The sequence below is a fragment of the Gordonia pseudamarae genome (genome assembly GCF_025273675.1).
Classification (GTDB): domain Bacteria; phylum Actinomycetota; class Actinomycetes; order Mycobacteriales; family Mycobacteriaceae; genus Gordonia; species Gordonia pseudamarae.
Window position 1 is genome coordinate 2,641,118 of record NZ_CP045809.1, and the last position, 12,219, is coordinate 2,653,336.

Sequence of the window (12,219 nt, forward strand, 5' to 3'; positions counted from 1 at the left end):
CTCGATACCCGGCCTTCAGCGGGTGCGGTACGAGGTGTCGAGGTCGCGGAACCGGTCCATCGCCGCCACCGCCTGCTCGCCATCGGAGGCGCGGACGGCGAGCACCGGAATGTACTCGTCGTCGGGCAGTTCCAGATGCGCCGACGACCCCTTCTCCGGGTAGCTCAGGCCACGTACCCGATCCCATTCGAACAGCCGCTCGGTGACCAGGTTGCGCACCGACACACCCTCGGCGCCCACCCGGATACGTGGCCTGGTGAACAGCAGGATCACCCCGGCGATGACCACCCCGATCAGCATGATCGAGAGCTGATCGAGAACACCGATATTGCGCACGCCGGTGTCGGAGATCGTCAGCAGCGCGCCGAACACGATATGAATGGCCAACACCACCACCGCCGCGATCACCGCGTACCTGCGCAGTTTGCGCGGCCGGTACTCCAGATCCCAGCCGGTCACCGGACTGCTCACGCTCACCGCTGCGCGGTACCGGCGGCCAGATCCCGCAGGATCACCGCCGACGCGAGCGCCGCCGACATCGCCTGCGCACCCTTGTCCTCCGACGAATCCGGTAGACCGGCCCGCGCCAGCGCCTGGCGCTCGTCGAGCGTGGTGAGCACCCCGTTGCCGACCGGCGTCGACTCATCGAGCGACACCCGGGTCAGCCCGGCGGTGACCGCGTCGCACACGTACTCGAAGTGCGGCGTCTCCCCCTTGACCACCACACCCAATGCGACGACCGCGTCGTGGGTGCGCGCCAGCGCCTGCACGATCACCGGCAGTTCGATCGCACCGGCGACCCGCACGACGGTCGGGTCGGGGGCACCGGCCTCCGACGCCGCCCGCAGCGCCCCGTCGAGCAGTGCGGTGCAGATGGTCTCGTGCCACTGTGAGGCGGCGATCGCCACGTGCAGTCCCGATACGTCACCCAGGTTCAGGGTCGGTTCGCCCGCGCCGCTCATGCCGGGCTTCCCGTCGCCGAGGACCGCTGGCCCGACGGGCGCACAGCGCCCTCGTTACTCACCGCTTCGTCCAGACCGTCCAGGTCGTGCCCCATGCGGTCGCGTTTGGTGCGCAGGTATCGCAGGTTCTCGGCGTTGGCGCGCACCGGCATCGGCACCCGCTCGGTGATCTGCAGTCCGTAACCGTCGAGCCCGACCCGTTTGGCCGGATTGTTGGTGAGCAGCCGCATCGACCCCACACCCAGATCGACGAGGATCTGCGCGCCCAGACCGTAGTCCCGCGAGTCGGCGGGCAGGCCGAGCGACAGGTTGGCGTCGACGGTGTCCTGCCCGGAATCCTGCAACTGGTATGCCTGCAACTTGTGCAGCAGGCCGATACCGCGACCCTCGTGCCCGCGCATGTACAGCACGATCCCGCGGCCCTCGGCCGCCACCATCTCCATCGCGGCGTCCAGTTGCGGGCCGCAGTCGCAGCGCAACGAACCGAACACGTCACCGGTCAGACATTCCGAGTGCACGCGCACCAGGACGTCGTTGCCCTGTCCGTCGGCGCCGGCGATGTCGCCGGTCACCAGTGCCACGTGCTCGACGTCGTCGTACACGCTGGAGTAGCCGACGGCGCGGAAATCGCCGTGCCTGGTGGGGATCCGCGCATCGGCGACCCGCACCACATGCTTCTCGTGGCGGCGGCGCCAGGCGATCAGATCGGCGATCGAGATGAGCGCGAGATCGTGCTCATCGGCGAAGACCCGCAACTCGTCGGTCTGCGCCATGTGACCTTCGTCCTTCTGGCTGACGATCTCACAGATCACGCCCGCCGGCGCCATGCCGGCCAGCCTGGCCAGGTCGACCGCGGCCTCGGTATGTCCGGGGCGCCGCAGTACACCGCCCTCCTTGGCCCGCAGGGGCACCACGTGTCCGGGCCGGGTGAAGTCACCGGCGGTGGCCTTCGGGTCGGCCAGCAACCGCATCGTGGTGGCGCGGTCGGCGGCGCTGATGCCGGTACCCACGCCGAGCCGGGCGTCGACGGTCACCGTGTACGCGGTGCCGTGCTTGTCCTGGTTCATCGAGTACATCGGCGGCAGACCCAACCGGTCGCAGTCGTCGCCGTCGAGCGGCACGCACAGGTATCCGGAGGTGTAGCGCACCATGAACGCCACCAGTTCGGGGGTGGCCATCTCGGCCGCGAAGATCAGGTCGCCTTCGTTCTCGCGGTCCTCGTCATCGACCACGACGACCGCCTTACCGGCGGCGATGTCGGCGATGGCACGTTCGACCGTGTCGAACGTGGCGCGGGTCTCGGTGGCTCCCGCGACCGCGACCGCGGGTGCCGTGGTGTCTTCAGACATGGTGCTCACTTCGCTTCATTCTGCTCACTATGGAAGTTTTACTCGCCTCGGGTTGCCTGGCTGTGCAGGCGTTCCACATATTTGGCGATCACGTCGACCTCAAGGTTGACGGTGCGGCCCGGTTCGGCGATCCCCAGGTTTGTCTCGGCCAGTGTGGTGGGAATCAGCGAAATCTCGAACCAGTCGTCGCCGACCGCCGAAACTGTCAGCGACACACCGTCAACCGTGATCGACCCCTTCTCTACAACATAGCGCGAGAGTGCCGCGGGCAGTGCGATGCGGATCACCGTCCAGTTGTCGGACGGACTGACCGAGACCACCTCACCGACGCCGTCGACATGTCCCTGCACGATGTGGCCACCGAATCGGCCGCCTGCGGCCATCGCCCGTTCGAGGTTGACTCGGCTGCCCGGTTCGAGTCCGCCCAACGAACTGCGGTGCAGGGTCTCGGCCATGACGTCGACGGTGAACCGGCCCTCGCCGTAGTCGACGACCGTCAGGCACACCCCGTTGACCGCGATCGAATCACCGTGTCCGGCGTCGGAAATGACCAGCGGCCCGGCGACGGTGATCCGGGCCGAATCGCTGAGATCGTCACGGGCGACTATGGTGCCGAGTTCTTCGACGATGCCGGTAAACAACTCCGCGCTCCTCACCTCACCCGGAGCGGACGCAGACGGCACCATGTCGCCTGTTCTCTCGCATCCGGACTCTCACCGTCGGCTCCGGAATCACACCGGATCTGCTGACCTGCCCGCCCGGTACCCGGACGGGCAGCGCTCGCGGGCTTCGCCGGACCGTGTGGTCGCGCGCGTCACCGCCGGTGGGGAGTTTCACCCCGCCCCGAGAACTTCTGGCCACGACGCTAGCACGTGGACTCATCAGCACGTCCTCTCCGAATCACCCAGCGGGAAACTCCGGCCCGGACACGCACCCGATACCCGCGTCGGGCCGACGCCACGGGGCTAATCTCGAGAGGTACGCGCAGTGCCCCGAGAATTCCGCCACATGCTGGACAACACCCCCGTCTTGTCCAATACCCCCGTCTTGGACAAGACCCCCTGTCAAGGAGAATCTCAATGAAGTTGTCAAGCCCCAGAGGGGGTGAGAATCGGAGGGTGTTGTCAGGCGGCCGCGCCGTGGACGTGGGTTGCGGAATCGGTTGTGGTGTAGGGCTTCTGGTCGCGGAGCATGGCCCATTGAACGTTGAGACGACGGCGTGCGAGCGCGATGACTGCTTGCACGTGTGTCTTGCCCTCGCGGCGTTTGCGTTGGTAGTAGACCTGCGAGACGGGATCGCGGTGTACTGCAACCTGCGCGGAGAGATAACAGGAACGCAGCAGTCGGCGGCTGTAGTGCCGCGGCCGGTGCAGGTTGCCGCTGATCCGGCCGGAGTCGCGGGGAACTGGTGCCAGGCCCGCGACGCCAGCGAGGCGGTCGACGGTGCCGAAGACGGTCATGTCGCCGCCGGTGGCGGCGAGGAACTCTGCGGCCAGGATGGTCCCGAAGCCGGGCATGCTGGTCAGGATTTCGGCGTGCGGGTGGCGGCGAAATCGGTCCTCGATCAGCGCTTCGGTGTCGCTGATTTCGCTGTTGAGGGTCATCACCTCCTTGGCCAACCGAGCCACGATCTGCGCGGCGACCTGCTGACCGCGGACCGTGACGTGCTGCTGATGCGCCGCGTCCATGGCGGTCTGCGCGACCGCGGCTGCATTGCGCACCTTGCGGTTACGCAACCAGGCCTCCAGTCGTGCGTGGCCCATACGGCGAATCGAATCGGGGGTCTGGTAGCCGGTCAACAAGGTCAACCCGGCCTTGGAACTGCTGTAGTCGATGGCTCGCTCGAGCGCAGGGAAGAACTCCAGCAAGGTGGCGCGCATCCGGTTGATTGCACGGGTGCGGTCGGCGACCAGGTCTGCCCGGCGGGCGGTCAGGATCCTGAGGTCGACCGCGATGTCGTCACCCGGGCGCAGGGGTTGCAGGTCGCGGCGCATCCGCGCCTGATCGGCGATGACTGCCGCATCCTTAGCGTCGGACTTACCGTCACCTCGGTAGCCCTTCGATGCGTGGTGCACGGTCCTGCCGGGCAGATAAAGCAGCCTCTGTTGCGCGTCGATCAGCAAAGCGATCAGCAGTGCCCCGCCGCCGGCGTTGAGGTCCATCGCCCAGGTGACCTCGCCACCGGCGGCAATGTCGCCGACCGTGGCGATCAGGTCAGTCAAGGCGGGTTCGTCGTTGTCGATCCGCCGCGACAAAAGTTGCTCCCCATCGGTATCGATTACAACGCAGTGATGCGCGGTCTTACCGGCGTCGACACCGGCCCATACTTGTCTCGCCATTCGTGCCTACCTCCGGAGTCGTTGGTGAACAGTAGGAATCCCTGCAGACGACATCCCCGGCGTGTCCTTACACAGCGATCGCATCGCGTCTCTCAATCAGCGGTCGAGTCGTCGCAGGACACCGGGCGGCCATTCTCCTTCAGCTGTACCCACCAGCAACACGATGACAGCCATACCCGGAGCCCCAGGGCAACTCACAGCCTACGAAACCACAGGTCTCCGGTCACCCCATCTAGAAAGGTAAGGATCCGATGACCAAGGATGTCGGCGCCTATCCGGCCGAACAGAACACTCCGGCAAACCCCGCGGTCGAGTTGGTGAAGCAGTACTGGCTGCCCATCATCCTGACGGTGGTGGCTGTCGTCTTCATCGCCCAGAACCGCAACAGGTTCAACTTCAACTTCCTGTGGATCGACTGGTCGATGCCGCAGTGGCTGGCGCTGACCGTCGTGGTGCTGATCGGTGTCGCGGTGGGCTGGTTCCTGGGCGTACGCCGGTACAAGCGCAAGGCCGGGGCGTAACCTGCCTCTCAGCTTCGCCGGCGATAGCGCACGTAGAGATCGTCGCCGAGTTCGGTGATCTCCTCTCGCCGCAGCAGCAGCCGATCACCGAGCGTGCTCACCCGGTGCGCGCTCACCGACGCCGCACCGGCGCCGAGCACGGCGGGTGCCAGATAGTGGTCGATCTCATCGATCAGGCCGGCATCGGCGAACGCCCCGATGATCGACGGTCCGCCCTCCACCAGCACCCACAGTGCCTCGGGCAACGCGGCGAGCACATCGGCCGGGTCGTGGCTGTGCACATGCAGGTATCCCGGGCCGGTGCGCAGCGCCGCACCGGTCGGCAGATCACGCTGCCCCAGGACTACGCGCACCGGCTGATGCGCATATCCGGTGCCGTCGGAGTGCCGGGCGGTCAGTGACGGATCATCCCGCAGGGCGGTGCCGCTGCCCACGACGATCGCGTCGATCCGGGACCGGGTCCGGTGTGCGTGGGCGCGTGCGTCGGGCCCGGTGATCCATTGGCTGGTGCCGTCGGGTGCGGCGATCCGCCCGTCGATGGTGGAGGCGATCTTGGCGGTGACCATCGGGCGGCCGTGACGTTGCCGGAACAGCCATGCTTTCAGCGGCCCCGCCGCGGCGGCGTCCGCGCCCACACCGTCGTGGACCCTCACCCCCGCCGCGCGCAGCGTCCGCGCACCGCCGGCCGCCGCCGGGTTGGGGTCGGCGACGGCAAAGGCGACCTCCGCGATCCCGGCGTCGAGAAGCGCTTGCGCGCACGGCCCGGTGCGGCCGGTGTGATTGCACGGTTCGAGGGTTACCACCGCGGTGGCCCCGCGCGCCGACTCCCCCGCCGCACGCAGCGCCACCACCTCGGCGTGCGGTCCGCCGGGCGGCGCGGTCGCACCCACCCCGACCACGGTCCCGTCGGGTGCGACGATGACCGCACCCACCGGCGGGTTCGGTGAGCTGACGCCCTGAGCGGCGTGGGAGGCCTCGATCGCCTGGCGCATCGCGCCGTCGAAATCCATAACGGTCAGCGGGCCGCGGCAGCCTGTGCCCGCAGCGCCGCCACCGCGGCACCGGGGTCGTCCTTGCCGTAGACGGCCGAACCGGCGACGAAACAGTCGATACCGGCCTCGGCGGCCTGCTCGATGGTGTCGGCATTGATGCCACCGTCGATTTCGACGAGCAGCGTGAGGTCGCCCGAATCGATCACCTTGCGGATGGCGCGCGCCTTGGCCAGCACCTCGGGAATGAAGCTCTGCCCGCCGAATCCGGGTTCGACGCTCATGATCAGCAGCGTGTCAAAGCTTTTCAGGACCTCCAGGTACGGCTCCAGCGGCGTCCCGGGTTTGAGTGAGAGCCCGGCCTTGGCACCCGCCTTGCGGATATCGCGGGCCACCGGCACCGGATCGTCGGTGGCCTCGGCGTGGAAGGTCACGTTGTAGGCGCCCGCCTCCGCGTACGGCGGCGCCCAGCGTGCCGGATCCTCGATCATCAGGTGGCAGTCGATCGGGATGTCGGTGGACTTGAGAATCGACTCCACCACCGGCAGCCCCAACGTCAGGTTCGGGACAAAATGGCCGTCCATGACGTCGACGTGCAGCCAGTCGGCGCGGTTCGAACCCTCCCCGGCCACGGCGGCGGCCTCGGCGGCGAGGTTGGCGAAGTCGGCGGACAGGATGGACGGAGCGATCATCGGGCTCTTACCGGCGGTGCACATGTGCGCAGATTCTAATCGGTCCGGCGGCGTGGTCCTGCCACCCTCACACGCCGGTTTGAGTTTGCTGGTAGACCCGGTTTCCGGGTCTACCAGCAAACTCAAACGGGCACGACTGAGCGCAGCGCGGGGCCGAATCCGCACGCCGAACGTACGGCTGCCACTGGTTCAGATCTGACCGAACACCTGGGTGTAGTACGGGCGGCCGGACGTGGAGTAGGCGACACCGACGCCCAGACGGTTGAATCCGCGTTTGAGGATGTTCGCCCGATGCCCGGGCGAATTCATCCAGCCGACCATGACGGCGCGTGCGGTGGGGTATCCGTAGGCGACGTTCTCGCCGACCGACCGCACACCACAGGCATTCAGGATGGGCCGTAGCTGCTGGTGGTACATGCGGTTCTCGCGGGCCTGCCGCTGGGAGTGGGACTGGGCGTAGCGCTTGAGGCAGGCGTTGGTGCCCACCTTGCCCAGGTTCCGTGTGGTGCGCTCGGTATTGGTCAGCCCGTGGATGCTGTTCGCCAGCGACGTCGTGCTGGGCGCGGCCTCGGCCGGGGCCGGCGCCACGAACACGCCGAGACCGACGACGAGTGCCAACACGGCACCGAGAACAACAGGAATTCTTCTCATCGAACACGACCTTTCCGACAAACGACACCGCTAATACCTCGACGCTAGCAGTGCGGCGCATTTCAGGTATCCCCCGAAGGGGCGACTACTGTCCGTCCCGGGTGACCGCGGCGAGGAACATGGCGTCCGTGCCGTGCAGGTGCGGCCAGAGTTGGACGTGGGGGCCGGCACCCAGGAGAGGTCCGGTGAGTTCACCGACGGTGACCAGGGGGCGCGCGTCGAGTTGCCGGGCACCCGGCACCACCGCCACCACCGCGTCGACAACCTCGACGGTCTCGGCCGGATGCGGCGAGCACGTCGAGTAGACCACCACACCACCGGGTTTGACCAGACGCAAGGCCTCGGTGAGGAGTTCGGTCTGCAGCACGACGAGTTCGGCGACGTCGCCCGGAGTGCGGCGCCACCGCGCCTCGGGCCGACGGCGGAGCGAACCCAGCCCCGAACACGGCGCGTCGAGCAGGATGCGGTCGTAACCGGGTTCGAGCCCGGAGTCTCGCGCATCGGCGACGCGCACGTCCACCGGCAGATCGCCGGTGATCTTGCGGATCAGTTCGGCTCGATGCCCGGACACCTCCAGCGCATCGATCCGGGCGCCGTCGATGTCGGCGATCGACCCCATCAGAGCGGCCTTGCCGCCGGGACCGGCGCACATGTCGAGCCAGCGGCCGCCGTCCTGGTCCACGTCGGCGACGGTGACCGCGCGCGCCACCAACTGGCTGCCCTCGTCCTGCACACCGGCGAATCCGTCACGGACGGCGTCGATGCCGCCCGGATCACCACCCGGCAGATACACGCAATACGGCGAGAACCTGCCCACATCGCCCCCGCTGGTGAGTGCCAGTTCCTCGGCGGTGATCATGCCCGGCCGGGCCACCAGATGCACCGGCGGCCGCTCGTCGTCGGCCGCCAGCGCCGCCTGCAGCTGACCCGCCGAACCGCCGAGCGCGGCGAAGAAGACCTCGGCGATCCACCGCGGGTGCGCGTAGCGGAACGCGAGATTGCCGATCATGTCCTCGGCCATCGGCGGTGCGAGCTGATCGATCCACAGACCCTCATCGCGCTGAGAGATCTTGCGCAGCACCGCGTTGACGAAACCCGCGGGGCCCATTCCCGACTCGGACCGGACCAGGTCCACCGACGTGGACACCGCCGCATGCGGGGACGTTCTGGTCCGCAACAGCTGATAGGCGCCCAGCCGCAGAACGTCGAGGACATCGCCGTCTATCTCGTCGATACCGCGTCCGGCGGCCGAGGCGATCACCGCATCGAGGAGTCCCTGGGCGCGGGCGGAACCGTACGTCAGTTCGGTGGCGAACGCCGCGTCCCGGCCGGTGATGCGGCGCTCCCGCAACAGCCTCGGCAGCAGCAGGTTGGCGTACGCTGACTGTTCTCGCACGGCCCGCAACACGTCGCGGGCGGCTTCGCGGGCGACGTCGACGTCCTTGTCACGCAGCTTCGCATCGCGCGGGCGCTGATCGCGGGGCCGCGAACCCCTGGGGCCGCGGCGATCCCCGTCCCCGCGCCCCTGCCTGCGATTACCCGGAGCCCCGCTCATCCCAATACCTGCCCGTCGGTCAGTCTGGCTCCGCGTGCCCAATCGGCGGCGGGCATCGGCTTCTTGCCCGGCGGCTGAACCGTGCCGAGCCGCAACGGTCTGCCCGCCGTTCCGACGAACACGTCGCGTTTGGTGACGCGCAGTTCGCCGGGTGACAGCGTCGGCCGGTCGTCGTCGGGTTCGGCGATCTCCCGGGGTGGACCCAGCTTGACACGGACCTCGTCCAGAGTGGTCCACGCGCCGGGCGCCGGAGTGTGGGCGCGGATGAGCCTGTCGACGATGTGCGCGGGCCGGTCCCACCGGATCCGGGCGTCGTCGACGGTCACCTTCGGCGCATGGGACACCCCGTCGAGCGACTGCTCGGCCGGTATGAGTACGCCCGCGGCGAGCCCGTCGAGCGTGGTGACGACCAGCGCAGAGCCCGCATCGGCGAGCCTGGACAGCAGGTCGCCACTGGTGTCGGTGGGCTTGATGCGTTCGGTGATCACCCCGAACACCGGTCCGGTGTCGAGCCCCTCTTCGAGGAGAAAGGTTGTGGCCCCGGCAAATTCGTCACCGGCGGCGATCGACGCCTGCACGGGTGCGGCGCCGCGCCAGGCCGGCAGGACCGAGAAGTGCAGGTTGATCCAGCCGTGTTCGGGCAGCTGTAGCAAGGCCGGCGGCACCAGACCGCCATAGGCGACGACCACTGCCACGTCCGGATTCCACTCACCGAGTTTGTCGGCGACTCCGTCGTCGGACAGTCTCCGGGGCTGGAACACCTCGACACCGGCCTCATCGGCGGACAGTGCGACCGGAGACCGCGACACCTTACGTCCCCGGCCCGAGACGGCGTCGGGACGTGAGATCACCCCGACGACCTCGTGTTCGGACTCCAGCAGCCGACGCAATGTGGGCACGGCCACCTCCGGCGTACCGGCGAACACAACTCTCATGAGGACCTTTCAGCAGGCTCGTGGCGCGGCCCCCGGCCGGGCCGGGAGTCCCTGGAGGACTGGAAGAAAACAAGCCACCACCTGTCTGTGGTGACCGGGCTGCGATCACCGTACCCCGTCGCGGTCGTTCGCCAGGCTGTTCGACATGGGACGGGTGGTGCAGGTCGGGCTGCCGGCTCCGGCGGCCGGTCAGGCCGTTGCGGCCACACCCGGCCGATGAGGCCCGGTGGTCGGCGCTATCCGATGGCCTGCGGGTCGACCTGCACCCGGATCGGTCCGTCCTCGTGTCGGGTGTTGCGCCGCTTCTGCGCCTCGGTGAGCGCGGTCGCCAATGCGCGCCCGTCGCGGCGATCGACCCGCACCAGCACCCGCTCGATCGCCGCCGATTCGTCATCGAACGCGCCCGCGGCACCGGTGTCGGCCAGACCCGCCGGCGGCCGCACGCCCGGGGGCAGCGGGACCGGTCCCAGCAGATCGGCGCCGGCGGGCATGTCGATCAGATCGGTGAATCGGGTGACGTCGGCGGCAAGACCATCGACCGACGCCATCGTCACCGCCGGCGGAAAACCCAGCTCGGCACGCTGCCCGAGTTCGAGCGCCGCGAAGCCCACCGGGTCCCAGCGCACCACCGCCTGCACCGCCCGGATGCCCGCATCGGCCACCAGGACCAGTTCCCCGCCCTCACCGTGCGGCCGGACCAGGGCCCCGATCGCCAGCCACCTGCGCACCGCGATCTCCGCCGCGCGCAGGTCGGCGCGGTCAAGGTATGCCCAGGTGTCCAGGATCACGGCCGCGCCGTAGCCGCCGGGCGCCACCGGTTCCACCCCCGGCGTCGACACCACCACCCGCGGGCCCGGCTCGATGACATCGACCGTCGCGCTGCCGCCCGAGGTGACCACCGGCACCCCGGCGAAGGCTCGGCCGAGTTCTTCGGCGGTCCGCCGGGCACCGGTGACCAGTGCCCGCACCCGCCGCCCGCCGCATTCGACGCACCGGAACGCGCGTTCGGCCCGCCCGCACCAACGGCAGGTCAGGACCTCACCGGGACCGTAGCCGTGCTGATCGAGCTGGACCGGGCCATGACAGGCGCGGCACCGCACATGTGTCCGGCACTGCGCGCACGCCAGTGACGGCAGGTAGCCGCGCCGCGGCACACTGAACAGCACCGGCAGGTCCGCGGCGATCGCGCGGCGGGCCGAGACGAAGGCGAGTTCGGGGATACGGGCCGAATGTGCCAGCGGGTCCCGCATCACGCGGGAGTCCGAATCCGAGAGCGCCTGTACCCGCGGCATCCTCGACCGCACCGCCGGACGGTCGGCGAACAGGTCATGCGCCCAGCCCGAGTCGACCAGTGCCTGGGCCTCGGCGGTACGGGCGAAGCCACCGACCAGGAAACCGCACCGCTGTTGATGGGCCCGCAGAACCGCCACCTCGCGCGGATGCGGATACGGTGCGCGTGGTTCGGCCAGACTGTCGTCGCCGTCGTCCCACACCACCACCAGGCCCAGGTTCGGCACCGGCGCGAACACCGCACTGCGGGTGCCGATGACCACCGGCGCCGTGCCCCGCAGCGCGGCCAGCCAACGGCGGTATCGGGTCGAGGGACCCAGCCCCGCGGCGAGGCTGACACACCGCTCACCCAACAGCGGTTCACACGCCGCCACCAGCCGGTCGAGATCACGCTGGTCGGGAACCACGACGATCGCGCCGCGCCCGGCGGCGGCGACGGCCGCGACGAGTTCGGCTATCCGTTGGGCCGCATGCTCCCCCGGCAGCGCCTGCCACACGGCGTGAGGCCGGCTGCCGGCGCCGGCGGTCAGCGCCGCGATGAACGAGTCGGCATGCTGATAGGGCGACCACCCCGCCAGGTCCGGCGGATCGGGCGGGGCGGGGACGTCATCGGCCGCACGCGCCTCGGTACGCGCGTGTCGCGGTGGGATCGCCAACCGCACCACGTCCGACATCGTTCCGGCGTACCGGTCGGCCACCGCCCGCGTGAGCGCCGCCAGGTCGGGGGTCAGCACGGGTTCGGCCGAGACCACCCGATCCAGGTACGACAACGTCCCCACGTGGTCGCTGTCGGCCCGGCGCTCGAGGATGAAACCGTCGACCAGTCTGCCCGCGAACCGGATTCGCACCCGCGCCCCGACCACAGCGGTCCCGTCGTCGACGGCGTCGACCAGATAGTCGAAAGGCCGGTCCAGATGTGCCAGGCCCAACATGGGC

At 69.0% G+C, this 12,219-nt stretch carries 12 protein-coding genes and 1 riboswitch; of the genes, 1 reads left to right on the forward strand and 11 read right to left on the reverse strand.

Annotated elements, in window-relative coordinates; all coding sequences use genetic code 11:
- Positions 1-15 precede the first annotated feature (15 nt).
- From GII31_RS11680 to GII31_RS11700, 5 genes are all read right to left on the reverse strand, one after another.
- Entirely contained in the window at positions 16-471 is a 456-nt protein-coding gene (locus GII31_RS11680; protein WP_213250207.1) for a PH domain-containing protein, read from the reverse strand.
- Between the two features lie 2 nt (positions 472-473).
- Positions 474-962, reverse strand: coding sequence for a 6,7-dimethyl-8-ribityllumazine synthase (ribH, locus tag GII31_RS11685; RefSeq protein ID WP_213243244.1), 489 nt, complete (start codon positions 960-962; stop codon positions 474-476).
- Positions 959-2,311 carry a bifunctional 3,4-dihydroxy-2-butanone-4-phosphate synthase/GTP cyclohydrolase II gene (locus tag GII31_RS11690; RefSeq protein WP_213243246.1) on the reverse strand — a complete coding sequence of 451 codons (1,353 nt, stop codon included), beginning with the start codon at positions 2,309-2,311 and terminating at the stop codon, positions 959-961. Before GII31_RS11690 ends, ribH begins: the two co-directional genes overlap by 4 nt.
- A 38-nt stretch (positions 2,312-2,349) precedes the next feature.
- Positions 2,350-2,952 carry a riboflavin synthase gene (locus GII31_RS11695; RefSeq protein WP_213243247.1) on the reverse strand — a complete coding sequence of 201 codons (603 nt, stop codon included), beginning with the start codon at positions 2,950-2,952 and terminating at the stop codon, positions 2,350-2,352.
- A 48-nt stretch (positions 2,953-3,000) separates the two neighbouring features.
- Positions 3,001-3,166, reverse strand: a riboswitch (FMN riboswitch).
- Positions 3,167-3,435: 269 nt separating this feature from the next.
- On the reverse strand, positions 3,436-4,650 hold the full coding sequence (locus tag GII31_RS11700) for an IS110 family RNA-guided transposase (protein WP_213243249.1): 1,215 nt from the start codon (positions 4,648-4,650) through the stop codon (positions 3,436-3,438).
- A gap of 251 nt (positions 4,651-4,901) precedes the next feature.
- On the opposite strand from GII31_RS11700, the gene GII31_RS11705 reads away from it, so the two are divergent.
- Complete coding sequence (locus GII31_RS11705; protein WP_213243251.1) at positions 4,902-5,171, forward strand: lipopolysaccharide assembly protein LapA domain-containing protein; 270 nt, start codon at positions 4,902-4,904, stop codon at positions 5,169-5,171.
- Positions 5,172-5,179: 8 nt separating this feature from the next.
- Here the strand turns inward: GII31_RS11705 and ribD are convergent, their stop codons facing one another.
- From ribD to GII31_RS11735, 6 genes are all read right to left on the reverse strand, one after another.
- Positions 5,180-6,181, reverse strand: a complete 1,002-nt coding sequence (gene ribD / locus GII31_RS11710) for a bifunctional diaminohydroxyphosphoribosylaminopyrimidine deaminase/5-amino-6-(5-phosphoribosylamino)uracil reductase RibD (RefSeq protein WP_213243253.1) — start codon at positions 6,179-6,181, stop codon at positions 5,180-5,182.
- Positions 6,182-6,186: 5 nt separating this feature from the next.
- A complete protein-coding gene (rpe, locus tag GII31_RS11715; protein WP_213243255.1) occupies positions 6,187-6,876 on the reverse strand; it encodes a ribulose-phosphate 3-epimerase in 690 nt (229 codons plus the stop codon).
- Between the two features lie 165 nt (positions 6,877-7,041).
- Positions 7,042-7,503 (reverse strand): CAP domain-containing protein, encoded by a 462-nt coding sequence (locus GII31_RS11720; RefSeq protein WP_213243257.1) that lies wholly within the window; start codon positions 7,501-7,503, stop codon positions 7,042-7,044.
- Positions 7,504-7,588: 85 nt separating this feature from the next.
- Complete coding sequence (locus GII31_RS11725; RefSeq protein WP_246221833.1) at positions 7,589-9,058, reverse strand: RsmB/NOP family class I SAM-dependent RNA methyltransferase; 1,470 nt, start codon at positions 9,056-9,058, stop codon at positions 7,589-7,591.
- Entirely contained in the window at positions 9,055-9,993 is a 939-nt protein-coding gene (fmt, locus tag GII31_RS11730; protein WP_213243259.1) for a methionyl-tRNA formyltransferase, read from the reverse strand. Before fmt ends, GII31_RS11725 begins: the two co-directional genes overlap by 4 nt.
- A gap of 236 nt (positions 9,994-10,229) precedes the next feature.
- The gene (locus tag GII31_RS11735) at positions 10,230-12,215 is read right to left on the reverse strand and encodes a primosomal protein N' (protein ID WP_213243261.1); all 1,986 of its coding nucleotides are present in this window, start codon (positions 12,213-12,215) and stop codon (positions 10,230-10,232) included.
- Between the last annotated feature and the right edge of the window lie 4 nt (positions 12,216-12,219).

Excerpts from the sequence above, each read along its gene's own strand:
- GII31_RS11735 (WP_213243261.1), bottom strand. The coding sequence starts at position 12,215 with ATGTTGGGCCTGGCACATCTGGACCGGCCTTTCGACTATCTGGTCGAC.
- GII31_RS11690 (WP_213243246.1), bottom strand. The coding sequence starts at position 2,311 with ATGTCTGAAGACACCACGGCACCCGCGGTCGCGGTCGCGGGAGCCACC.
- ribH (WP_213243244.1), bottom strand. The coding sequence starts at position 962 with ATGAGCGGCGCGGGCGAACCGACCCTGAACCTGGGTGACGTATCGGGA.
- rpe (WP_213243255.1), bottom strand. The coding sequence starts at position 6,876 with ATGTGCACCGCCGGTAAGAGCCCGATGATCGCTCCGTCCATCCTGTCC.
- GII31_RS11720 (WP_213243257.1), bottom strand. The coding sequence starts at position 7,503 with ATGAGAAGAATTCCTGTTGTTCTCGGTGCCGTGTTGGCACTCGTCGTC.
- GII31_RS11705 (WP_213243251.1), top strand. The coding sequence starts at position 4,902 with ATGACCAAGGATGTCGGCGCCTATCCGGCCGAACAGAACACTCCGGCA.
- GII31_RS11725 (WP_246221833.1), bottom strand. The coding sequence starts at position 9,058 with ATGAGCGGGGCTCCGGGTAATCGCAGGCAGGGGCGCGGGGACGGGGAT.
- fmt (WP_213243259.1), bottom strand. The coding sequence starts at position 9,993 with ATGAGAGTTGTGTTCGCCGGTACGCCGGAGGTGGCCGTGCCCACATTG.
- GII31_RS11700 (WP_213243249.1), bottom strand. The coding sequence starts at position 4,650 with ATGGCGAGACAAGTATGGGCCGGTGTCGACGCCGGTAAGACCGCGCAT.
- ribD (WP_213243253.1), bottom strand. The coding sequence starts at position 6,181 with ATGGATTTCGACGGCGCGATGCGCCAGGCGATCGAGGCCTCCCACGCC.